This is a genomic window from Roseivivax sp. CAU 1753, from assembly GCF_054482575.1.
This window is the reverse complement of record NZ_JBTLRF010000002.1, coordinates 460,758-482,129: the sequence shown is the minus strand read 5'-3', so window position 1 is coordinate 482,129 and position 21,372 is coordinate 460,758. Positions and strand designations below refer to the sequence as shown.

Annotated in this window: 22 protein-coding genes; 9 read left to right on the top strand and 13 right to left on the bottom strand. The window is 66.8% G+C overall.

The window, feature by feature from the left end; all coding sequences use genetic code 11:
- Positions 1-2 precede the first annotated feature (2 nt).
- The 3 genes from ACXYMN_RS07280 to ACXYMN_RS07270 all read right to left on the bottom strand — a co-directional run bounded on the left by ACXYMN_RS07280 (position 3) and on the right by ACXYMN_RS07270 (position 2,944).
- Positions 3-1,463, bottom strand: coding sequence for an efflux RND transporter periplasmic adaptor subunit (locus tag ACXYMN_RS07280; RefSeq protein WP_459012859.1), 1,461 nt, complete (start codon positions 1,461-1,463; stop codon positions 3-5).
- A gap of 147 nt (positions 1,464-1,610) precedes the next feature.
- Positions 1,611-2,153, bottom strand: a complete 543-nt coding sequence (gene moaB / locus ACXYMN_RS07275) for a molybdenum cofactor biosynthesis protein B (RefSeq protein WP_459012858.1) — start codon at positions 2,151-2,153, stop codon at positions 1,611-1,613.
- Positions 2,150-2,944, bottom strand: a complete 795-nt coding sequence (locus ACXYMN_RS07270; RefSeq protein WP_459012901.1) for a uracil-DNA glycosylase — start codon at positions 2,942-2,944, stop codon at positions 2,150-2,152. Before ACXYMN_RS07270 ends, moaB begins: the two co-directional genes overlap by 4 nt.
- Before the next feature lie 232 nt (positions 2,945-3,176).
- On the opposite strand from ACXYMN_RS07270, the gene ACXYMN_RS07265 reads away from it, so the two are divergent.
- From ACXYMN_RS07265 to ACXYMN_RS07235, 7 genes are all read left to right on the top strand, one after another.
- Entirely contained in the window at positions 3,177-4,127 is a 951-nt protein-coding gene (locus ACXYMN_RS07265) for an aspartate carbamoyltransferase catalytic subunit (protein WP_459012857.1), read from the top strand.
- Positions 4,124-4,678 carry an aspartate carbamoyltransferase catalytic subunit gene (locus tag ACXYMN_RS07260; protein WP_459012856.1) on the top strand — a complete coding sequence of 185 codons (555 nt, stop codon included), beginning with the start codon at positions 4,124-4,126 and terminating at the stop codon, positions 4,676-4,678. Before ACXYMN_RS07265 ends, ACXYMN_RS07260 begins: the two co-directional genes overlap by 4 nt.
- 6 nt (positions 4,679-4,684) lie before the next feature.
- Positions 4,685-5,977 carry a dihydroorotase gene (gene pyrC, locus ACXYMN_RS07255; RefSeq protein ID WP_459012855.1) on the top strand — a complete coding sequence of 431 codons (1,293 nt, stop codon included), beginning with the start codon at positions 4,685-4,687 and terminating at the stop codon, positions 5,975-5,977.
- Positions 5,978-6,173: 196 nt separating this feature from the next.
- Entirely contained in the window at positions 6,174-7,082 is a 909-nt protein-coding gene (gene osmF, locus ACXYMN_RS07250; RefSeq protein ID WP_459012854.1) for a glycine betaine ABC transporter substrate-binding protein OsmF, read from the top strand.
- A gap of 11 nt (positions 7,083-7,093) precedes the next feature.
- Positions 7,094-8,266 (top strand): ABC transporter permease, encoded by a 1,173-nt coding sequence (locus tag ACXYMN_RS07245; protein ID WP_459012853.1) that lies wholly within the window; start codon positions 7,094-7,096, stop codon positions 8,264-8,266.
- Positions 8,263-9,198: an ABC transporter ATP-binding protein gene (locus ACXYMN_RS07240; RefSeq protein ID WP_459012851.1), complete on the top strand. Its 936-nt coding sequence runs from the start codon at positions 8,263-8,265 to the stop codon at positions 9,196-9,198. The genes ACXYMN_RS07245 and ACXYMN_RS07240 overlap by 4 nt, the downstream gene beginning before the upstream one ends.
- Positions 9,195-9,929: an ABC transporter permease gene (locus ACXYMN_RS07235; RefSeq protein WP_459012850.1), complete on the top strand. Its 735-nt coding sequence runs from the start codon at positions 9,195-9,197 to the stop codon at positions 9,927-9,929. The genes ACXYMN_RS07240 and ACXYMN_RS07235 overlap by 4 nt, the downstream gene beginning before the upstream one ends.
- A gap of 6 nt (positions 9,930-9,935) precedes the next feature.
- Here ACXYMN_RS07235 and ACXYMN_RS07230 read toward each other — a convergent pair whose 3' ends face one another.
- The gene (locus ACXYMN_RS07230) at positions 9,936-11,231 is read right to left on the bottom strand and encodes a DUF2254 domain-containing protein (protein ID WP_459012849.1); all 1,296 of its coding nucleotides are present in this window, start codon (positions 11,229-11,231) and stop codon (positions 9,936-9,938) included.
- Positions 11,232-11,544: 313 nt separating this feature from the next.
- Between ACXYMN_RS07230 and plsY the strand changes: the two genes are divergently transcribed.
- Complete coding sequence (gene plsY / locus ACXYMN_RS07225; protein ID WP_459012848.1) at positions 11,545-12,153, top strand: glycerol-3-phosphate 1-O-acyltransferase PlsY; 609 nt, start codon at positions 11,545-11,547, stop codon at positions 12,151-12,153.
- A gap of 6 nt (positions 12,154-12,159) precedes the next feature.
- On the opposite strand, the gene ACXYMN_RS07220 is transcribed toward plsY, so the two are convergent.
- On the bottom strand, positions 12,160-12,969 hold the full coding sequence (locus ACXYMN_RS07220) for an alpha/beta fold hydrolase (RefSeq protein WP_459012847.1): 810 nt from the start codon (positions 12,967-12,969) through the stop codon (positions 12,160-12,162).
- Positions 12,969-13,568, bottom strand: coding sequence for a DsbA family protein (locus tag ACXYMN_RS07215; RefSeq protein ID WP_459012846.1), 600 nt, complete (start codon positions 13,566-13,568; stop codon positions 12,969-12,971). Before ACXYMN_RS07215 ends, ACXYMN_RS07220 begins: the two co-directional genes overlap by 1 nt.
- A 101-nt stretch (positions 13,569-13,669) precedes the next feature.
- Here ACXYMN_RS07215 and ACXYMN_RS07210 point away from each other — a divergent pair, with 101 nt between their 5' ends.
- A complete protein-coding gene (locus ACXYMN_RS07210) occupies positions 13,670-14,680 on the top strand; it encodes a ribose-phosphate pyrophosphokinase (protein WP_459012845.1) in 1,011 nt (336 codons plus the stop codon).
- 150 nt (positions 14,681-14,830) lie between these two features.
- Here ACXYMN_RS07210 and ACXYMN_RS07205 read toward each other — a convergent pair whose 3' ends face one another.
- From ACXYMN_RS07205 to ACXYMN_RS07175, 7 genes are all read right to left on the bottom strand, one after another.
- Positions 14,831-15,181, bottom strand: coding sequence for an H-type lectin domain-containing protein (locus ACXYMN_RS07205; protein WP_459012844.1), 351 nt, complete (start codon positions 15,179-15,181; stop codon positions 14,831-14,833).
- A gap of 179 nt (positions 15,182-15,360) precedes the next feature.
- A complete protein-coding gene (locus ACXYMN_RS07200; protein ID WP_459012843.1) occupies positions 15,361-15,798 on the bottom strand; it encodes a F0F1 ATP synthase subunit epsilon in 438 nt (145 codons plus the stop codon).
- Positions 15,799-15,855: 57 nt separating this feature from the next.
- A complete protein-coding gene (gene atpD / locus ACXYMN_RS07195; RefSeq protein WP_459012842.1) occupies positions 15,856-17,280 on the bottom strand; it encodes a F0F1 ATP synthase subunit beta in 1,425 nt (474 codons plus the stop codon).
- Positions 17,281-17,298: 18 nt separating this feature from the next.
- Entirely contained in the window at positions 17,299-18,183 is an 885-nt protein-coding gene (locus tag ACXYMN_RS07190) for a F0F1 ATP synthase subunit gamma (protein WP_459012841.1), read from the bottom strand.
- A 12-nt stretch (positions 18,184-18,195) separates the two neighbouring features.
- Positions 18,196-19,734, bottom strand: a complete 1,539-nt coding sequence (atpA, locus tag ACXYMN_RS07185) for a F0F1 ATP synthase subunit alpha (RefSeq protein WP_459012840.1) — start codon at positions 19,732-19,734, stop codon at positions 18,196-18,198.
- Positions 19,735-20,301, bottom strand: coding sequence for a F0F1 ATP synthase subunit delta (locus ACXYMN_RS07180; RefSeq protein ID WP_459012839.1), 567 nt, complete (start codon positions 20,299-20,301; stop codon positions 19,735-19,737).
- A 304-nt stretch (positions 20,302-20,605) separates the two neighbouring features.
- Entirely contained in the window at positions 20,606-21,343 is a 738-nt protein-coding gene (locus ACXYMN_RS07175; RefSeq protein ID WP_459012838.1) for a methyltransferase domain-containing protein, read from the bottom strand.
- Positions 21,344-21,372 lie beyond the last annotated feature (29 nt).

Below are 21,372 nucleotides of genomic sequence, written 5' to 3'. Positions count from 1 at the left end.
CCCTATCCCCCGATCCGCGCTTCGATCCGCGCGACCATGGCCGCAGGCACCTTCGGCGCATCGAGCTGACTCAGAAGGCGCGCCTTGGCGGCGTCCGGCATGCGGTCGTTGGCTTCGATGAAGGCGCGCAACCTGGCGCGGCGTTCGTCGGTGATCTCGACCATGGCGTCCGTCTCAGGGTCGCCGTCAGCCGAGGGCGCGCCGCGTGCGCGCACCTTGATCCCGGGGCCCAGAAGCGGCGTCTGCTGGGCCACCACCTGGCGTCCCGCCAGCCCGTCGGCCCGGACCAGCACGTCATCGCCCTGTCGCCGTACCACCGTCACCGCCAGCGCCTCGAGCCGGTCCTCGGCCCCGACCAGAAGCACCTGATCGTTGCCGTCGAGCGCGGTTGCGGGCAGACGGACCACGTTCGCGACCGGGGCCTCCTCGACCCGCACCGTCACGAAATCGCCGGGCTGGAAACCGCGCGCGGCATCAAGCCGGGCATAGATCACACGACCGGTTTCGCCTGCCGCGACCTGCGGGCTGGCCCGGTCGATCACGCCATTGGCCACCAGATCGGTGCCGTAGATATCCAGCGTCGCGGTCACCGGTGCCCGCACCACCCGGCCCGAATCGTCGATCAGCTGCGCGAAGCCCTGAGTCGAGACGCGAAACGCCACGTCGAGCGCGTCGGCATCGATCAGGGTCGCGATCTGCTCATTGGCCGACACGAGCCGTCCCTCGACCACGCCGACGCCGGTTAGAACACCGGAAAAGCCCGCGCGGATCTCGGTCGCGGCCAGCCGGCGCTCGGCTTCGGCGACATCGAGGCGGGCCCGCGCGATGGCGGTTTCGGCCTGCGACACACGCGCCTCGGTATCGGCCAGCGTCTGGCGGCGCTGGATCACCGCCGCGCGCGCCGTCGAGGCCTGCAATTCCGCCGCCTCCGCCGCCGTCGCCGATCCCACGCCGCGGGTCCGCAAGTCCTGCTGCCGCGTGAAGGCGCGGGCATAGAGGTCCGCCTGTTCCTCGGAGGCGGCAAGGTTCTGGCGCGCCAGTTCGACGGCGCGGCGACCGTCGCGGGCCTCGGCCTCGGCATCCATCAGGGCCGAGCGCGCCCGTTCCAGCGCCGCCTCGGCATCCGCCGGGTCGATTCGCGCCAGCAGCTGGCCCTGCGCCACCTCGCCGCCCTCGTCGAAACCGGGGGCCAGTTCGACGATGCGACCGCCCGCCTCGGTTCTGATCTCCAGCGTGCGGCGACTTTCCACCGCGCCATAGGCGGTCAGGACCGGCACTTCGGTGCCCGGCACCGCCTCGACCACGTTGACCGCGAAGACCCGCTCCCGGCCCTCGGGCATGCGCGGCGCATCGGCCATCCGCGCCTCGACCGCGCCGCGCACCAGCGCGGCGGCATAGACCAAGAGGCCCAGCGTCGCCGCCAGCAGGAACAGCCCGGTCAGGGAGCGTCTGAGAAACCGCATGTCACCTCGATCATCCATGACGGGCAACAGCCCGCCTTGTCTGGAAAATAAGCCGCCGCACGCGTTTTCCCAAGGCTGCGCGCGCAGCTTCACCGTTGTGTTACGCCCATCCCGCGCGAATTGGTCGAAAAAAGTCGGGGCCGGGCGCTATTTGCGGCGCTGATGTTCGTCGAGACGCGGCATGATCTCGACGAAGTTGCAGGGCCGGTGGCGATAGTCGAGCTGCAGCACGAGGATCTCGTCCCAGGCGTCCTTGCACGCGCCGGGGCTGCCGGGCAGCGCAAACAGATAGGTGCCCTGCGCGACGCCGCCGGTGGCCCGGCTCTGCACCGCCGAGGTGCCGATCTTGGCCATCGAGACATGGGTGAAAACGGTGCCGAACGCCTCGATCTCCTTTTCGTAGACATCGCGATGCGCCTCGACGGTCACGTCCCGACCGGTCAGCCCGGTGCCGCCGGTCGAAATCACCACGTCGATGGCCGGATCGGCGCACCAGGCGCGCAACTGCGCCGCGATGGCGTCGCGCTCGTCCCGCACGATGTCGCGCGCGGCCAGCAGATGCCCCGCCGCCTCGAGCCGGGCGACCAGCGTGTCGCCCGAGCGGTCGTCGGTGGGCGTGCGGGTGTCCGACACCGTCAGAACGGCGATGCGCACCGGCATGAAGGCGCGGGATGTGTCGATACGGGTCATGGTGCGGTCGCTTTCAGTTTCGCCTGCAGATCCAGCAGGTCGTGCCAGGCCTCGCGCTTGGCCGCCGGATTGCGCAGCAGATATTCGGGATGCAGCATCGGCAGCACCGGACGGCCCCAGGCCTCGGCCCAATGACCGCGCAGCCGGGTGATCCCGCGCCGCCCGAGCAGGGCCTGCGCCGGGACATTGCCCATCGCCACCAGCACATCCGGGGCGGCCAGGGTCACGTGACGTTCAAGAAAGGGCAGCATCATGGCGATCTCGCCTGCGGTGGGCGCGCGGTTCTGCGGCGGACGCCACGGCAGCGCGCTGGTCAGATACGCGCCCGACGGGCCCTGCGCGGCGCGGTCCAGACCGATCGCCGCCAGCATCCGGTCGAGCAGCTGCCCCGCGGGTCCCACAAGAGGCCGCCCGGCACGATCCTCGTCGCGCCCCGGCGGCTCGCTCACGATCATCACCCGCGCGCTCGCATCACCGTCGGCGAAGACGAGCGTCTGCGCCCCGCGCTTCAGATCGCATCCATCAAAGTCGGCCAGCGCCGCCTTGAGACCGGCCAGATCCTGCGCCGCGGCGGCGGCGGCCCGGGCCTCGGCCACGGGATCGGCGGCGGGCGGCGCGCCTCTGACACTGGCCTGCGCCACGGCGACGCTCGCCTGTACGGCCTTTTCGGCCACGGCGGTTTCGGCGGCGGCGAACCGGTCCACCGGCACCTCCGAGATCGTCTCGGTCACCCCAAGCTCCACCTGCCAGGCGAGCATGGCCACCGCGCTATGCCATTCGAGCGAATCCATCATCGCCAGACCATAGCCCTCCGGCGGTCCGGGCAAAAGCGGACCGATCAGCGCGCCCCGGCCGCGATGGCCGCCGCGACCGCCCGCAGGCCCCAGGGCACGCCGACAACGCGGGGCAGCGGCCCCCGCCGCGGACTCCAGCCGCGAATTTCGCCAAGAATCCGGCCCCTTGCCGCGCTGGGACGAGCTACATATAACAACCCGGATCACCTATCGGAGCTTCGCCGAACCCATGCGTTTCGATCAACGTCATCTTCTCGGCATAGAGCCCCTGCGTCCCGACGAGATCACCACGCTTCTCGATCTGGCCGACAAATACGCCACGATGAACCGGTCGCGGAACAAACGCTCGGCCATTCTTGCCGGGCTGACCCAGATCAACATGTTCTTCGAAAATTCCACCCGCACCCAGGCCAGCTTTGAGCTGGCGGGCAAGCGGCTCGGGGCGGACGTCATGTCGATGGCGATGGCGGCGTCGTCGATCAAGAAGGGCGAGACGCTGGTCGATACCGCGCTCACGCTCAACGCAATGCATCCCGACCTTCTGGTGGTGCGGCATCCCAGCTCTGGCGCGGTCGATCTGCTGTCGCAAAAGGTGAACTGCGCGGTAATCAACGCGGGCGACGGGCGGCACGAACATCCGACCCAGGCGCTGCTCGATGCGCTGACGATCCGGCGCGCCAAGGGGCGGCTGCACCGGCTGACCGTGGCGATCTGCGGCGATATCGCCCATAGCCGCGTGGCCCGGTCGAACCTGCTGTTGCTGCACAAGATGGAAAACCGCGTGCGCCTTGTCGGCCCGCCGACGCTGATGCCCGCGGGCATCGACGCCTTCGGGGTCGAGGTCTTTCACGACATGGCCGAAGGTCTTCGCGACGCCGATGTGGTGATGATGCTGCGACTTCAGAAAGAGCGGATGGATGGCGGTTTCATCCCGTCCGAACGCGAATATTTCTACCGCTACGGTCTCGATGCCGAAAAGCTTGCCATGGCGCGCGACGACGCCATCGTGATGCACCCGGGGCCAATGAATCGCGGGGTCGAGATCGACGGCACCATCGCCGACGACATTCACCGCTCGGTGATCCAGGAACAGGTCGAGATGGGCGTTGCCGTCCGCATGGCCGCGATGGACCTGCTCGCCCGTAATCTGCGCGCCCGCCCGACGGAGGTCATGGCATGACGACAATCGATATCCGCGCCGCCGAAACCGGCGTGACACGGCTTTTTCACATCGATCTGCCCGCCGAGGCGGTCGAAAGGTTCACGACACAGGCCGGGACCGGCGAATGGCCGCTGCCCTATGCGCTTGGGGCGACCAAGCTGCGCCCCTCGTTTGTCGAGGTGGTGTCGATCCGCGACCTGGGAGACATGCCGCTGTCGCGCTATCTTGCCGAGGCGCATGACATCAGGGACCCGGATTTCGCCAAGGCCCAGCCGCAGATCGATGCGCTGAAGGGCCACGTGATCGTGCTGCCAAGCCAGGCCTTCGCGCAGACGGCACAGACCCTGACCGTCGCGGCGCCGCTGCGCTGGATCGGCACCTTCAGCGAGGCCGAGTCCGAGACTACATCGACCCCGATCGTCACCGAAAGCGCCAGGCGAAGCGGACCGGCGGTCGCGCCGCCGGTGGATCCGCTGACCGACAATGGCGGCTCGCCCCTGCTGCGCGCCCTGGTCATCGCTGCCACCGCGCTGACCGTCGGCATCCTGATCTACGTCTTCGTCGGGTAGCCCCGCATGACACCCACCCTCATCGAGAATGCCCGGCTGATCGACCCCGAAGCCGGGTGCGTCCGCCACGGCACCGTGCTGATCGAAAACGGCCTTATCGCAGAAATCACGGACGCGCCCGGGGACGCCCTGCGCCAGCGTGCCGCGCCCGAGAACCGGATTGACGCGGACGGACGGTTCCTGGCCCCCGGCATCGTCGATATCGGCGTCAAGGTGTGCGAGCCCGGTGAGCGGCACAAGGAAAGCTACAAGACCGCCGGGGCCGCGGCGGCGGCAGGCGGAGTGACCACCATCGTCACCCGGCCCGACACCACGCCCGCGGTCGACACGCCCGAAGCGCTCGAATTCATCCGCCGTCGCGGGCAAGAGGTCAGCCCGGTCCGCGTGCTGCCCATGGCCGCCCTGACCAAGGGACGCGCAGGCACCGAGATGACCGAAATCGGCTTTCTGATGGATGCCGGTGCCGTGGCCTTCACCGATTGCGACCGCGTCACCCGCGACACCCGCGTGCTGGGCCGCGCCATGACCTATGCCAAGAGCCTCGGCGCGCTGGTCGTGGGCCACCCGCAGGAGCCCGGCCTGTCGGCGGGGGCGGCGGCCACCAGTGGCAAGTTCGCATCGCTCAAGGGGCTTCCGGCGGTATCGCAGATGGCCGAGCGCATGGGGCTCGACCGTGACCTCGCGATGGTCGAGATGACCGGCGTGCGCTATCACGCCGACCAGATCACCACCATCCGCGCCCTGCCCGCGCTCGACCGCGCCAAGGCCAACGGTCTGGACGTGACCGCGGGCACCTCGATGCACCACCTGACCCTGAACGAGTTCGACCTTGCCGACTACCGAACCTTCTTCAAGGTCAAGCCGCCGCTGCGCGCCGAGGATGACCGTCAGGCGGTGATCGCGGCGGTCCGGTCGGGCCTGATCGACGTGATCTCGTCGATGCACACGCCGCAGGACGAGGAGAGCAAGCGCCTGCCCTTCGAAGAGGCGGCCTCGGGGGCGGTCGGCCTTGAGACGATGCTGCCGGTGTTGCTGCGGCTCTATCATTCCGGCGATCTGGACCTGCCGACCCTATTTCGGGCGCTGTCGCTGAACCCGTCCCGGCGGCTCGGGCTCGAGACCGGGCGCATGGCCAGGGGCGCGCCCGCGGACCTGATGCTGTTCGATGCCGACCGTCCGTTGATCCTCGACCGGTTCAAGCTGCGGTCGAAATCGAAGAACACACCGTTCGACAACGCCCGCCTGCAAGGCCGCGTGCTGGCCACCTTCGTTGGCGGAAAGCAGGTGTTCGCCGCCTGATCGCGCCGCGCCACCGGCACCGCCCGGGGCTGTCCCGCGCCCTTTGCGCCGCACCCGCCCGTGCCCCTCGACGCAAAAAACTGGCCCCGACGGCGCATGCGACACTTGGCGTATGGGCGTGCTCCGCTATGTTGCATGGCCACTTCACTGCCGAAAAGCGTGTTGAAACATCAATGTTCCAAGGGATCGTTCCGCCATGAAAACCCGAATTTTCCTTGCCGCCGCAGGCCTCACCGGGGCCCTGGCCACGGTCGCCGCTGCCGACATCACGGTCTCGTCCAAGATCGACACGGAGGGCGGCCTGCTGGGCAATGTCATCGCCCTTGCGCTGGAAGATGCCGGTCTGCCGGTGGAACGACGCCTGCAACTTGGCGGCACCCAGGTGGTGCGCGAGGCGATCCTTGCCGACCAGATCGACATCTACCCCGAATATACCGGCAACGCGGCCTTCTTCTTCAACGAGGCCGACAGCGATGTCTGGAAGGACGCCGACGCCGCCCATGCCCGCGCCGCCGAACTTGACGGGGCGCAGAACGGCATCACCTGGCTCGAGCCCGCACCGGCCAACAACACATGGGCCATCGCCGTGACCGGCCCCGTCGCCGAAGCGAACAGCCTGTCCACCATGTCCGATTTCGGGGCCTGGATCGCCGCTGGCGGCGACGTCAAGCTGGCCGCCTCGACCGAGTTCGTCTCATCCCCGGCGGTGCTGCCCGCGATGCAGGACACCTACGGCTTCGCGCTGTCGCCGGACCAGACCGTGATCCTGTCGGGCGGCGATACCGCGGCGACGATCCAGGCCGCCGCGCGGGGCACCTCGGGTGTCAACGCGGCGATGGTCTACGGCACCGATGGCGGCGTCGGCGCGACCGGGCTTGTGGTGATGGCCGACGACAAGGGCGTGCAGCCGGTCTACGAGCCCACGCCCATCGTCCGGGCCGAGGTGCTCGAGGAATACCCGGCGATTGCCGACGTCCTGAACCCGATTTTCGCGGCCCTGGACATGGCGACGCTGCAAAAGCTGAACGGGCGCATCCAGGTCGGCGGTGAGCCCGCCGAGGCCGTGGCCCGCGACTACCTGACCCAGACCGGGGTTCTGGACTGATCGCGCGGACGATGTCCCTGCTACGCGCCGGGCGGGCATGGTCCCCGCCCGGCATTCTCTTTGCCATTCTCGGGCTGGCTGCCCTGCTGGTGCCGTTCATGACGCTGGCCGCCAACCGGATCGTCGCGGGCACGGGCGTGCCTGCCTGGCGCGTCGCCAGCCCCGAGACCACGCTGCCCGGCCTCGCGGCGGTTGTTGCGGGGCTGGCGCTTGGACTTCCGGCGGGCTTTCCGCGACTGCGCCTTGGCGGTGCTGTGCTGGGGTTGGCCGGGCTGTTGTGGCTGCTGACGAACGGCGCGTCGGTGCTGCTGGACGGCGCGGGTGACTATGCCCGGGTCTCGCCCGCGGCGGGGTTCTGGTGTCTGCTGACGGTGCTGATGCTGCTGATGGCCGATGCGCTTGCAGCGATGTCACCGGGACCCCGGGCGCGCGCGGCGCTGCTGGCGGCGGTGCTGGCGACGCTGGCGCTGGTGCTGTGGTCCGGCGCCCTGTCCGACCTGTCGATCCTGCGCGAATACGCCGGTCGCAAGGACGCCTTTGTCGATGCAGCCCTGCGCCATCTGGGGCTGGCCTTCGGCTCGCTGGCGGCGGCATCGGCGATCGGCTTTCCGCTGGGGGTCCTGTGTCATCGTCGCGCCCAGTTGCGCGGGGCGACCCTACCGGTGCTCAGTTTTCTGCAGACCATTCCGTCGCTGGCGATGTTCGGACTGATGATCCCGATCCTGGGCTGGGTCGGCGACACTGTGCCCGGCGCGCAGGCCATCGGCATCGCGGGCATCGGCTTTGCCCCGGCGTTCCTGGCACTGGTGCTGTATGCGCTGCTTCCGGTGGTCGGCAACACCGTGGTCGGGCTGGCCTCTGCGCCACCCGCCGCGCTCGAGGCCGCGCGTGGCATGGGCATGACCCCGCGCCAGCGCCTGCTGCAGGTTGAATTGCCGCTCGGCCTGCCCATCATCCTGACCGGGCTGCGCATCGTGCTTGTCCAGAATATCGGCCTTGCGGTCATCGCCGGTCTGATCGGCGGCGGCGGCTTCGGCACCTTCGTTTTCCAGGGCCTGAACCAGACCGCCACCGACCTGATCCTGCTGGGCGCATTGCCGACCGTGGTGCTGGCGCTCGTGGCGGCGATCCTGATGGACGTTCTGGTCGAACTGGCCCGCCCGACACCGGAGACCACCCCATGATCGAGATCGACCGGATCACCAAGATCTACGACGGAACCAAGGCCGTGGACAGCGTGACCATGACCGTCGAGACCGGCACCATCACGGTGATCGTCGGCACCTCGGGGTCCGGCAAGACCACGCTGTTGCGCATGATCAACCGGCTGGAAGAGCCCAGTTCGGGCGAAGTGCGCATCAACGGCGAATCGACGCTTGCGGTGAAGCCGCATATCCTGCGGCGGCGGATCGGCTATGCGATCCAGGGTCACGGGCTGTTTCCGCATCACGACGTGGCGCGCAACATCGGCGCGGTACCCCAATTGCTGAACTGGTCGCAGGAGAAGATCCGCGCCCGGGTCGACGAATTGCTCGAGCTGTTCTCGATGGAGCCTGCCGCCTTCCGCGACCGCTATCCCGCGGAGTTGTCGGGCGGGCAGCAACAGCGCGTCGGCGTGGCGCGGGCACTGGCATCGCGGCCCGATCTATTGCTCATGGACGAACCGTTCGGCGCGCTCGATCCGATCATCCGGCACCGCGCGCAGGCCGATCTGCGCCGCATCCAGCAACGGCTCGGCTCGACCATCATGCTGGTCACACATGACATGGAGGAGGCCATTCGCCTCGGCGACCGCGTCGCGGTGATGGATGCCGGACGGCTGGTCCAGTACGACACCCCCGCCGCAATCATCGCCAGGCCCGCGACCGATTTCGTCGCCGACATGGTGGGCGACGTGGAGCGCCCGCTGCGGCTCTTGTCGCTGGTGCCAGTCTCCGAGGTGGTCGAGGACGGCCCCGCCGAGGGCGCGGCCCTGGCCGCCGACGCGAGCCTGCGGGACGCGCTGTCCGCCTGCCTCTGGACCGGTCGGGTGGCGGTGCCGGTCGAGCGCGACGGCGCCCCGATGGGCCGGGTGACGCTTGACGCGATCCGCGCCCGCGCCGGACAGCACGCATGACGATCGGCACGTTTCTGCGCCCGGCGCTGGTCGCGCTGTTGGCCGCGCTGGTGATCCGACCGGAATGGTTCACGCCGATCCTCGCGCCGCTGGCCCCCGAGGGCGGCCCGGTGATCTATCAGCGCGCATCGCTTTTGTCGCTGTCGCTCAGCCACCTGGGGCTGGTCGCGGCGGCTTCGGTGGCGGCGACGCTGGTGGCGGTGACCCTGGCGATCCTCGTGACCCGGCCCGCCGGTGCCGCTTTCCGGCCGTTGTCGCGCACCATCACCAACATGGGGCAGACCTTTCCGCCGGTCGCGGTGCTGGCGCTGGCGGTTCCGGCGTTGGGCTTCGGGGCGGGGCCGACGCTGGTGGCGCTGTTCCTCTACGGTCTGCTGCCGATCTTCGAGAATGCCATCACCGGTCTGTCGACCCTGCCGCCGGCCACAATGGAAGCCGCGCGCGGCATCGGTCTGAGCCGCTGGCAACGGCTGGTGCGGGTGGAACTGCCGCTTGCCCTGCCGGTGATGCTGACCGGCATCCGCCTGTCTGTGGTGATCGCGCTTGGCACCGCGACCATCGGCTCGACCGTCGCAGCCCGGACCCTGGGCGAGGTGATCATTGCCGGGTTGCTAACCAACAACACCGCCTATGTGCTGCAGGGCGGGTTGATCGTCGGGCTTTTCGCGGTGCTGATCTATGACGCCATGGTGCAGCTCGAGGCACGGCTTGCACGGCGCATGGGCGGCTGAGACGCGTCAGGTCGTCGCCTTGTCGCCGCCTGTCGCCGCTGCATGGGCTTGCCGCACCCGGTCGAGGTCGTGGGCAAAGCCAAGTTCCTGTTCCGCCCGTTCCAGCGCGAGATCCGCCTGCCATACGGCCGCCGCGCGCAGATCAGGCCCGCCCTGCCGGATCAACAGTCCGAGCGTCTTCTGGATCCAGATGTCGACCTCGACCGACCCGACGCCGTCCTTGATAATCGCGGAATAGGCATCCTGCAGCAGGTCGCGCGCAGACAGCGACGGCACGAAGACCCGGTCGAACTCCGGACCGTCCTTGCCCTCGCCCGATCCCGACAGGCTCCAGTCGCGCAGGATCCTTGCCGCCCGGACCACAAGGTCGATCGCGGTGCCGGGATCGTTGACCGCCGGTGACAGGGCGCGCGATCCGATTTCGGACATGGCGATCAGGCCGAACCGGGGGTCGAGCGCATAGCTGCGCCGCGATGCCACGACGAAGGCGTCGAGCAGGTCCGCGGGATCGGGCTCCGGGTCTGTCGCGTCGGTTTCCTTTTCGCCCTTCATCACGACGGTCAGCAGCGCCCGTTCCTCGGACACGAGGCTTCCGGGGCGGGTGCGCAGGTGAATCTCGGCGTCGTGTTTGCTGGCCCATGCCTGCAACTTCTCGACGTCGACATGCTGGATGAACCCGAGCGTGTCTGTGCACAGGTCGATGCCGTCGCGCGGTGTGCCGTCAGCGGGCCGCGCCGACAGCGGTGCGTCCGGCGGCCAGTGCAGAAATGCTTCGCGGGTCGCATCCTCGACCTTCTCGATGGTGTTTCCCATCCGCCCGAGCCGCGCGATATTGTCCACCCAGCGCACGAAGGTGACGATGACAAGGGCATAGACCGCAAGCGTGAACAGGAAGAGCGCAAAGCGCCCGGCCACGGCAAAATACCCGACCTTGATGGCGATGATGCCGACGATGCTGAAAATGAACGCCCCGATAAAGGCCGACAGCGCGGTCTGCGACAGGCTGTCGGCCACCACCAGCACAAAGGCGCGCGGCGTCGCGGTGCCGCTGGCCGAGGCATAGGCCGACACCATCGAGGCCACCGCGAAGGTCGCCACACCCAGCATGCTGGCCGAGATCGTGGTCAGCAGCTTTTCCACCGTCTCGGCGCTGATGTCCGGCACCAGCTCTTCCAGCGGCAGACCGTCGGCCCAATGCGCCACGAAAACCACGCCGATGGCGAGCACCGCATAGCCCAGCGGTTTGATCCAGAGCCTTTCGCGCAGGCTGCGCAACGTGAATTTCAGCTTGCTTCGGATCATGTCTCGGGCGTCTCCAGTGGCTGTCGCAGTCGAAGCTCAGACCGTGATCATAGGGCGCGCGGCGGTATCCTCCATCCCACGCGTGCAAGTTCCTGCCGGAACGCCCCTGCCCTTGCGGGTTTTGGACGCCTGCGCGGTGCGGTGTCTGCATCATGGGTTGCCAGCGCGGCCCCCGCACGCCCGGGCAGGCAACCGCGGGAAAGTCGGCCAGCCGCCGCGCCGCCGGGTTGAAATCCCGCCCCCGGAACGACTAGCGTTTGACGCTTTGGCCGCGCTCTGTAATCTGCGCCGGACCCTGACCCCGGAGACCGCCATGCCCCTGTTCGACACCGCGACCGTCTTCCTCGTGTTCTGGGGGGTCATCGGCTACCTGCTGGGGTCCATCCCGTTCGGCCTTGTGGTGACCCGGGCCATGGGCATCGGCGATCCGCGCCAGATCGGCTCGGGCAATATCGGCGCGACCAACGTGCTGCGCACCGGGTCGAAGACGGCGGGCGCGCTGACGCTGCTGCTTGACGGGATCAAGGGTGTCGTGGCGGTTCTGGCGGCGCGGCTCTTTGCCGGAGAGGACGCAGCCCAGATCGCGGCGCTGGCGGCGTTCCTCGGGCATTGCTACCCGGTCTGGCTGGGCTTCAGGGGCGGCAAGGGGGTCGCGACGTTCCTCGGCCTGCTGCTGGCGCTGGCCTGGCCGGTCGGCCTGCTGACCTGCACGGCCTGGCTGGCCGGGGTCGCGCTGACGCGGATTTCGTCGATGGGCGCGCTTGTCGCCGCCGCCAGTTCCACCGCCTGGATGCTGATCATGGGCCGGTTCGACATCTTCCTGCTTGGCATGATCCTGACGCTGCTGGTGTTCTGGCGGCACCGTCAGAACATCGCGCGTCTGCGCGCAGGCACGGAACCCAAGATCGGCAAGAAGGCCTGATCGGCCTCAGGTCGTATCGAGAAACGCCGCGATCCGGCTTGCGACCGCGTCGGGATGGGTGATCGGGGCCATGTGGCCCGCCCCGTCGATCACCTCTTCGCGCGCATCGGGCAGCCGCGCCATCAGCCCGGCATGTATCACGCTCAGGATCGGCTCGGTCGAGGCCCCGCGCAGGAACAGCACCGGCATCCGGCACGCCTCGAGCCGCCCGGCGCGCAGAAGGCCGTTGGCATCGTGGCTCAGCGCCTGATCGGTCTGCGCGACGATCCACATCTGGTCCTGCAACAGCGCCTGCGCCCGCGCGCCCATGGCGTCCCAGCTGCGCCCCAGCCCCCAGGTCGCGGTGAAGATCCGGGCCGCCGTCGCGGTATCGCCACGGGCCAGTGCGTCGGCCATCGGCTGTGACGCGGCACGGCGGTCGGCAAAGTCCCCGGGCGCGGTGTCGCGCGCCACGGCGAACAGCACCGGTTCGATCAGCACCATCCGCCGGACCATGTCGGGGTGCCGCTCTGCCAGCCTGAGCGCCACCGTCGCGCCGAAGGAATGACCCAGCAGCGTGATGCCGCCCGACATGAAGGTTTCCGCGATATCGGTTACCTGATCGTGGTAGTCGCTGTGCCCGTCCCAGGCGTCCGACTGACCGTGACCCGGCATGTCGAAGGCGGCGACCGAAAGCCGCCCCTCGAGCGCCTTGATCACACCGAGCCACGCGCCGGAATGGGCCAGCGCACAGTGCAGGGCGAGGGCCCGCGCGCCGTTTTCGTCACCCAGCTGTACCCAGTTGGTCGAAACCGCCGCGCGCAGGTCCTTCGGCATCAAAGTTCGCCAGAGAGATGCGCATCCAGATCGTCAAGCTTGTCCTGCCCCCAAAAGCGGTGATCCTGATCGGTGATGTAGAACGGCGCGCCGAAGACGCCCGCGGCCACCGCCGCCTCGAGGTTGCGGGAGTATTCCTCGGCCCCGGCAAGCAGCCCCTTGTCGGCCAGCGCCGGATCGAAGCCCGCCTCGGACAGGCACGCCCGGATCGCCCCGTCCTCGGCCACGTCCTTTTCCTCGGCCCAGCAGGCGCGCAGGATCGCATGGCACAATTTCCCCAGATCGCCACCCCCGGCCTGCTGCGCCGCGATGATCGCGAAGGAGGACGGCGCCGGGTTTGTCGGCCAGTGCGCCGGCTTGAGGTTGAACGGCAGGCCCGACTTCTTCGCCTGCCGGGGCAGATCCTGCGCCCGGTAATCCATTCGGTTGGGGTGCCTGTCCTTGGGCGCGGTGCCGCCGGTGCGTTCGAACAGGGCCATCACGTCGAGCGGCTTGTAGGAGATCGTCGCGCCGTGTTTCGCCGCGATCTCCTCGAGCCGGAGGCCGGAAAGATAGGTGAACGGGGAAATCGTCGAGAAATAGTAGTCGATATGCGGCATTCAAGGCGCTCCTGAGGATGTCATGCGGTGTCGTGCTTTCCGCCTGAGCCTAGCCCATGTAAAAGCCGCGGCAACATCTTATCCCAGGGGACCGTGCTGCCATGCCAACCGTCATCGAACCCAAGCTCATTTCGGGCAATGCCAATCTCGATCTCGCCAAGGCCATCGCGCGCCGAATGTCGCTGTATCGCGGGATGAATGTCGGCCTTGTCGACGCCCGGGTCGAACGGTTCAACGATCAGGAGATCTTTGTCGAAGTCTACGAGAACGTGCGCGGCGAGGACATGTTCATCATCCAGCCGACCTCGAATCCCGCCAACGACAACCTGCTGGAACTGCTGATCATGTCGGATGCGCTGCGCCGGTCCTCGGCGGCGCGCATCACCGCCGTGATCCCCTATTTCGGCTATGCGCGGCAGGATCGTCGCACCAAGGCGCGCACGCCGATCACCGCCAAGCTGGTCGCCAACATGATGGTGTCGTCGGGCATCGAGCGGGTGCTGACGATGGATCTGCACGCCGCCCAGATCCAGGGCTTCTTCGATATTCCCGTGGACAACCTCTATGCATCGCCGATCTTTGCGCTGGATGTGCAATCGCAGTTCAAGAACACAATGGATGACCTGATGGTCGTGTCGCCGGACGTGGGCGGCGTCGCACGGGCACGCGAACTGGCCAAGCGCATCAACGCGCCGCTGTCGATCGTCGACAAACGCCGCGAGAAGGCGGGCGAAGTGGCCGAAATGACCGTGATCGGCGATGTCTCGGGCAAGAAGTGCATCATCGTGGACGACATCTGCGACACCGCGGGGACGCTCTGCAAGGCCGCCGAGGTGCTGCTGTCGCACGGGGCCACCGAGGTGCATGCCTATATCACCCATGGCGTGCTGTCGGGCCCTGCGGTCGAGCGGATCTCGAACTCGGTGATGAAATCGCTGGTGATCACCGATTCGATTCCCTTGTCGCCCGAGGCCGCCGCCGCGCCGAATATCCGCGTGGTGCCGACCGCGCCGATGTTCGCCCAGGCGATCCTGAACATCTGGAACGGCACCTCGGTGTCATCATTGTTCGAGACCGACACCCTGGGGCCGATCTACGAAGGCATCCTTTGAGCGCAGCTTTCGGCGAGGTCCCGGATATCGCGCGACGTCCAGCCGGGACAGCACCGAAGGTGCCCGGCCAGTGCCGATCCGGCCCACCGGATTGGCGCTGGCCGCTCCCCTTCGGCAGGCGCTTTCAGATAGGACGGCCAGGACGGTGCCCTAATACAGGTCCCAATCGTCCTCGCCCTTGACCTCGCCGATGGCCATCCACGACATCCGGACCCGCGCGACACGCGTATCGCCCCAGGTGCGGAACACCATGTCAAAGCCCTTTTCGTCGATCTTCTCGGCCCCGAGGTCGGCGCGGATATTGGCGTGGCTGTCCATGTCCCAGAGCGACAGCGTCAGCTGCACCTGCGGCGGCAGGCTGAACGGCTCCGAAAAGGCGACCCGCGTGCGGCGTTCGCGCGATCCCTCGCCGGTCCACATCTCACCGCCGTTGGCGAAGTCGGAAAACAGCTCGACCTCGCCCTGGTCGATACCGATGCGGCTGGAATGGAGTTTTTGCATGATCCGCCCGTAGCCGTGAAACTGGGCAGCACGATGGGCGATTTGCGGCAAGGTTTAAAGCCGGAAAAATCGGTGCGGGGATGCAACGTTCCGGCGCGCCCCGAAAAAGCAACCCCCCGCCGTCTGGCAGGGGGTCATTGTCTGTCGATCCGATCAACCGGTGCCCGTGCGGGCGCGGATCAGAGGTTGGGCTGTTTCTCGGACAACCCGATCTCGGAGCCGACCGCGACCATGTCGGCCAGAAGCTTGGCGGCGTCATCGACCGGACCGGGCTCATTGACGAAGGCAGCCTTGGCGCGGCCGTAGGCTTCGTGCGCTTCGGAGACCATCGCCTCGTACGTCTCCTGGTCCACATCCTCGCGCGGCAGCGCACGTTCGGCCAGGACCGACAGCCCCTCGCCCAGTTCCGCGAAACCGCCGGTGACGACGAATTCCCTGGTGCTGCCGGACGCGGTCTGCACCCGCAGCACGCCGGGGCGCAGCGTGGTGATCAGCGGCGCGTGGTCGGGCATCGCCGTCATGTCGCCATCGGCACCCGGGATCTGGACCGAGACAACCTCTTCCTGCATCAGCCGACGTTCGGGGCTGACGAGGTCAAACTGCATCGTATCTGCCATGTGGCTCTCCTTCAGAGGCTGTAGGGCGGGACATATCCCACCCTACGATTAGCGCGATCAGGCGGCGTCGGACGCCATCTTCTCGGCCTTGGCCTTCACTTCCTCGATGCCGCCGACCATGTAGAATGCGCCTTCGGGCAGGTGGTCGTATTCACCAGCCACGACCGCCTTGAAGGACGAGATCGTGTCTTCGATCGGCACCTGGATGCCGTCGGACCCGGTGAACACCTTGGCCACGTCGAAGGGCTGCGACAGGAAGCGCTGGATCTTCCGGGCGCGGGACACGGTAAGCTTGTCCTCTTCCGACAGTTCGTCCATGCCGAGAATGGCGATGATATCCTGCAGCGACTTGTAGCGCTGAAGGATCCCCTGGACGTCACGGGCGACCTGATAATGCTCTTCGCCGACGATGGACGGGTCCATCAGGCGCGACGTGGAGTCGAGCGGGTCAACCGCCGGGTAGATGCCCAGTTCGGAGATCGCACGCGACAGAACCGTCGTCGCGTCGAGGTGCGCGAAGGTCGTGGCGGGCGCGGGGTCGGTCAGGTCGTCCGCAGGCACGTAGACCGCCTGAATCGAGGTGATCGAACCGGCCTTGGTCGAGGTGATCCGTTCCTGCATCGCCCCCATGTCGGTGGCCAGCGTCGGCTGGTAGCCCACGGCGGAAGGAATACGGCCCAGAAGGGCGGACACTTCCGAACCCGCTTGGGTGAAGCGGAAGATGTTGTCGACGAAGAACAGAACGTCGGTGCCGGACTGGTCGCGGAACTGCTCGGCCAGGGTCAGGCCGGTCAGTGCGACGCGGGCACGCGCGCCCGGAGGCTCGTTCATCTGGCCGTAGACCAGCGCCACCTGCGACTCGGGAAGGTTGTCGGGCTTGATGACGTTCGATTCCACCATCTCGTGGTAGAGGTCGTTGCCCTCACGCGTCCGCTCACCCACACCGGCGAACACCGAGAAACCCGAGTGGACCTTGGCGATGTTGTTGATCAGTTCCATGATCAGAACCGTCTTGCCGACGCCCGCACCGCCGAAGAGGCCGATCTTGCCGCCCTTGGCGTAAGGCGCCAGCAGGTCGATGACCTTGATGCCGGTGACCAGCACTTCGGATTCGGTGGCCTGTTCGCTGAATTCCGGCGCCAGCGCGTGGATCGGACGGTACTCGTCCGCCACGATCGGCTCGCCTTCGTCCACGGGCTCGCCCACGACGTTGATGATACGACCGAGCGTCGCGTTGCCCACCGGCACCGAGATCGGCGCGCCGGTGTCGAGCACTTCCTGACCGCGCACGAGGCCTTCGGAGGCGTCCATAGCGATGGTTCGCACAGTGTTTTCACCCAGGTGCTGCGCCACTTCGAGAACCAGCTTCTTGCCGTTGTTCTCGGTGGTCAGCGCGTTGAGGATCGCGGGCAGTTCGTCGTCGAATTGCACGTCGACGACGGCGCCGATGACCTGGGTCACTTTGCCTTTCGCGTTTGCCATGTGTCTTCTCCGGTACTTTTAGAGCGCCTCGGCGCCCGAGATGATTTCGATCAGTTCGTTCGTGATGACGGCCTGACGCGTGCGGTTGAATTCGATCGTGAGGTCGTCGATCATGTCGCCCGCATTGCGCGTGGCGTTGTCCATCGCCGACATCCGCGAACCCTGTTCGGATGCGCCATTCTCGAGCAGCGCGGCGAAAATCTGCGTTGCGACCCCGCGTGGCAGAAGATCCGCGAGGATCTCCTCTTCGGACGGTTCGTAATCGTAAAGCGTGTTGCCACCCTCGGCGTTGTCGCCACCCTCGGTCTCGTATTTGGCCGGGATGATCTGCTGCGCTGTCGGGAATTGGCTCACGACGTTTTCGAAGCGCGCGAAGAAGATTGTCGCGACGTCGAACGCGCCCTCGTCAAAGCGACCGAGCACATCCTTGGCGATGTTCTGCGCATCCGCATAGGAGACCCGCTTGACCTCGCTCATATCGACATGGCCGACGAAATGCTCGCCGTATTCGCGTTTGAGCTGATCGCGGCCCTTCTTGCCCACGGTGAGGATCTTCACCTCTTTCCCCTCGTCGAGGAGCTTGCGGGCATGGGTCCGCGCCAGCTTGGCGATATTGGTGTTGAAGCCGCCGCAAAGACCCCGTTCAGAGGTCATCACGACAAGCAGGTGCACCTTGTCGCTGCCGGTCCCGCGCAGCAGGGTCGGCGCGCTTGCGCTGTCACCCGCCGCAGAGGCGAGCGCGCCCATCACGGCGTTGAAACGCTCGGTATAGGGGCGCGCCATTTCGGCAGCGTCCTGGGCGCGGCGAAGTTTGGCCGCCGCGACCATTTGCATGGCTTTGGTGATCTTCCTGGTCGACTTGACCGAGGAGATCCGCATTTTCAGATCCTTGAGATTCGCCACGGGGCTTTCTCCTTACGCGAAGTCTGCGGCGAATTCATCCAGCGCAGACTTGAGCCGGTCAGCTGCGTCGCCCTTGATCTTCGGGTCCTCGTTGGTAAGCCAATCGAGAAGATCCTTGTGCTTGTTGCGCAGATGCTTGAGCAGACCCTCTTCGTAGCGGCCCACATCGCTGACCTTGATCTTGTCGAGGTAGCCATTGGTCCCGGCGAAGATCACACAGACGATTTCCGCGTTGGTCAGCGGCGAATACTGCGGCTGCTTCATCAGTTCGGTCAGGCGCGCGCCACGGTTCAGCTGGCGCTGTGTCGCGGCATCGAGGTCCGAGCCGAACTGCGCGAAGGCCGCCATTTCGCGGTACTGCGCAAGCTCCAGTTTCACCGGGCCCGCGACCGACTTCATGGCGTTGGTCTGCGCCGAAGAGCCGACGCGGCTGACCGAGAGGCCGGTGTTCACGGCGGGACGGATGCCCTGGTAGAAGAGTTCCGTCTCGAGGAAGATCTGGCCGTCGGTGATCGAGATCACGTTGGTCGGAATGAAGGCCGAAACGTCGCCACCCTGGGTTTCGATGATCGGCAATGCGGTCAGCGACCCCGAGCCGTTGGCCTCGTTGAGCTTGGCGGACCGCTCCAGCAGGCGCGAGTGGAGGTAGAAGACGTCGCCGGGATAGGCTTCGCGGCCGGGCGGGCGACGCAGCAGCAGGGACATCTGGCGATAGGCCACGGCCTGCTTGGAAAGGTCATCGTAGACCATCAGCGCGTGACGGCCGTTGTCGCGGAAGAACTCGCCCATCGCGGTCGCGGTATAGGGGGCGAGGTACTGCATCGGCGCGGGGTCCGACGCGGTGGCGGCGACGACGATCGAGTACGCGATGGCGCCGGTTTCTTCCAGTTTCTTCACCAGCTGGGCAACGGTCGACCGCTTCTGGCCGATGGCGACATAGACGCAGTAGAGCTTCTTGCCCTCGTCGTCGCCCGCCGCGTCGTTGTAGACCTTCTGGTTGAGGATCGTGTCGAGTGCGACGGCGGTCTTGCCAGTCTGGCGGTCACCGATGATCAGCTCGCGCTGGCCACGACCGATCGGGATCATCGCATCGACGGCCTTGAGGCCGGTCGCCATGGGTTCGTGCACCGATTTGCGCGGCATGATGCCGGGGGCCTTGACGTCCGCCAGGCTGCGCTGCGTCGTAGCGATCGGCCCCTTGCCGTCGATCGGATTGCCGAGGCCGTCGACGACCCGGCCCAGAAGCGCGTCCCCGACGGGCACGTCCACGATCGAGTTGGTGCGCTTGACGACGTCACCTTCCTTGATCTGCTGGTCCGACCCGAAGATCACCACACCGACGTTGTCGGCTTCGAGGTTCAGCGCCATGCCCCGGATACCACCGGGAAATTCCACCATCTCACCGGCCTGGACCTTGTCGAGGCCGTAGACACGGGCGATGCCGTCACCGACGGACAGCACGCGACCGACCTCGTCGACCTCGGCCTCCTGACCGAAGTTCTTGATCTGGTCCTTTAGGATCGCAGAAATTTCGGCTGCTTGGATACCCATTTATCCGACCTCTTTCATTACATTCTGGAGGGAAGAGAGCTTCGCCCGGATCGACGTGTCGATCATCCTGGAGCCCACCTTGACAACAAGACCGCCGATGAGGCTTTCATCGACGGTCGTCTTGATCTTCACATCGCGGCCCACCTGGGCCTTCAGCGTCTCGGACAACGACCTGGACTGATCGTCGGTCAGCGCGACGGCGGATGTCACCTCGGCGGTGACGATGCCCTTTTCCTCGGCGATCATGTCGCGCAGCTGCACGATGAGCGCGGGCAGCACGAAGAGGCGCCGCTTCTCGGACATCAGGGAAAGCGTGTTCTTCATCATGTCCGCAAGGTTCATCTTGTCGGCGATCGCACGGATCGCGCGGCCTTGCGTGTCGCGGGAATAGACCGGCGAGTGGATCAGGTCCCGCAGATCTTCGCTGGCAGCCAGCGCATCCGCGAGTTCGTCGATATTGGCTTCGAGCGTGTCGAGCGAGCCATCCTCCTTGGCGAGGGCGAATACGGCTGCTGCGTAGCGTTCTGCGATGCCGGAGGAAATTGAAGCTGGTTCAGACACGTCCATCCTTCCGCTATCAAGCCCCCTTTGCCCGACCTTGGCGGCGGACCCGGAGGCGTTTTCTATATCCTGACCCGCGGGGCCAGAGCGCTAAAATCAGCGCGGATGTAGCAGAGCCTTGTTGGCCCCGCAACATGCTTAGGCACAATTAGCAGGACGGTCAAACGAAAGTCTATTCAATGGGTTACTTTACATAACCGACGCCGCGCGCGCCCTGTAGCCAGAGCGAAGGTCTTGAAAAGGCTTGATTCTTGCATAAGAGGATGCCGGTGTTCCGGACCGTCTGCCCGAAAAGTAGGCACTTGTGAAACTACGCCGGTTTCGCCACCGGCTTCGGTGACAGCGCTCCCAGCGGCACCTTGAGCTTTTCGCCCACGCCGCGCGGCCTCGGCGGATGTCGCTTGGCCGCCCGCACCGCCACGACTCCACCGGCCATGAAAGCCGGAATCGCCCGCCCGGTGCGTTCCCAGAACGGCCCGGTCTTCATCCAGAAGCGGCGCGAGGATGGCGGCTGATACAGCAGCGAGACATGCGCGTCGGGCAGGAAGTCGTGATAGCTCAGAAGCTGTTCGAGCTGGCCCAGCGAATAGGGGCGTCCATGACCGAAGGGCGTGCGGTCGGACCGCGCCCAGAGCCCGCTTCGGTTGGGAACGATGAACAGCGCCTCGCCCCCCGGCCCCAGCGCCCGGTAACATTCATCGAGCAGCGCCGACGCATCGTCGGACGTCTCGAGCCCATGCAGCACCACCAGCCGGTCGATATGTCCCGTCTCGATGGGCCAGCGCGTTTCCTCGGCCAGCACCGACACGTTGGGCAGACCGGCGGGCCAGTGCATCACCCCCTGTTGCGCGGGCATCAGCGCGATCACCCGGCGGCTGTCGGACAGGAACGGGCGCAGCAGCGGTGCCGCAAAGCCGTACCCCGCCACCGTGTGCCCGTGGGTATCGGGCCAGGTGGCGCGCACTTCGTCGCGGATGATCTTCTGCGCGGCGCGGCCCAAAGCGCTTCTGTAGTAGAAGTTCCTCAGATCGCGCACATCCAGATGCATTGTCCGCCCCTCCCGATCGGCCTAGCCTA

Bases quoted from the DNA above. Each gene is read 5' to 3' on its own strand.
- pyrC (WP_459012855.1), top strand. From the start codon at position 4,685: ATGACACCCACCCTCATCGAGAATGCCCGGCTGATCGACCCCGAAGCC.
- ACXYMN_RS07215 (WP_459012846.1), bottom strand. From the start codon at position 13,568: ATGCCGCATATCGACTACTATTTCTCGACGATTTCCCCGTTCACCTAT.
- ACXYMN_RS07200 (WP_459012843.1), bottom strand. From the start codon at position 15,798: ATGGCAGATACGATGCAGTTTGACCTCGTCAGCCCCGAACGTCGGCTG.
- ACXYMN_RS07180 (WP_459012839.1), bottom strand. From the start codon at position 20,301: ATGGACGTGTCTGAACCAGCTTCAATTTCCTCCGGCATCGCAGAACGC.
- ACXYMN_RS07175 (WP_459012838.1), bottom strand. From the start codon at position 21,343: ATGCATCTGGATGTGCGCGATCTGAGGAACTTCTACTACAGAAGCGCT.
- ACXYMN_RS07245 (WP_459012853.1), top strand. From the start codon at position 7,094: ATGTCCCTGCTACGCGCCGGGCGGGCATGGTCCCCGCCCGGCATTCTC.
- ACXYMN_RS07260 (WP_459012856.1), top strand. From the start codon at position 4,124: ATGACGACAATCGATATCCGCGCCGCCGAAACCGGCGTGACACGGCTT.
- ACXYMN_RS07220 (WP_459012847.1), bottom strand. From the start codon at position 12,969: ATGCCGAAGGACCTGCGCGCGGCGGTTTCGACCAACTGGGTACAGCTG.
- ACXYMN_RS07280 (WP_459012859.1), bottom strand. From the start codon at position 1,463: ATGCGGTTTCTCAGACGCTCCCTGACCGGGCTGTTCCTGCTGGCGGCG.
- ACXYMN_RS07205 (WP_459012844.1), bottom strand. From the start codon at position 15,181: ATGCAAAAACTCCATTCCAGCCGCATCGGTATCGACCAGGGCGAGGTC.
- ACXYMN_RS07240 (WP_459012851.1), top strand. From the start codon at position 8,263: ATGATCGAGATCGACCGGATCACCAAGATCTACGACGGAACCAAGGCC.
- ACXYMN_RS07210 (WP_459012845.1), top strand. From the start codon at position 13,670: ATGCCAACCGTCATCGAACCCAAGCTCATTTCGGGCAATGCCAATCTC.
- atpD (WP_459012842.1), bottom strand. From the start codon at position 17,280: ATGGCAAACGCGAAAGGCAAAGTGACCCAGGTCATCGGCGCCGTCGTC.
- ACXYMN_RS07270 (WP_459012901.1), bottom strand. From the start codon at position 2,944: ATGGATTCGCTCGAATGGCATAGCGCGGTGGCCATGCTCGCCTGGCAG.
- ACXYMN_RS07265 (WP_459012857.1), top strand. From the start codon at position 3,177: ATGCGTTTCGATCAACGTCATCTTCTCGGCATAGAGCCCCTGCGTCCC.
- ACXYMN_RS07235 (WP_459012850.1), top strand. From the start codon at position 9,195: ATGACGATCGGCACGTTTCTGCGCCCGGCGCTGGTCGCGCTGTTGGCC.
- ACXYMN_RS07230 (WP_459012849.1), bottom strand. From the start codon at position 11,231: ATGATCCGAAGCAAGCTGAAATTCACGTTGCGCAGCCTGCGCGAAAGG.
- plsY (WP_459012848.1), top strand. From the start codon at position 11,545: ATGCCCCTGTTCGACACCGCGACCGTCTTCCTCGTGTTCTGGGGGGTC.
- atpA (WP_459012840.1), bottom strand. From the start codon at position 19,734: ATGGGTATCCAAGCAGCCGAAATTTCTGCGATCCTAAAGGACCAGATC.
- osmF (WP_459012854.1), top strand. From the start codon at position 6,174: ATGAAAACCCGAATTTTCCTTGCCGCCGCAGGCCTCACCGGGGCCCTG.
- moaB (WP_459012858.1), bottom strand. From the start codon at position 2,153: ATGACCCGTATCGACACATCCCGCGCCTTCATGCCGGTGCGCATCGCC.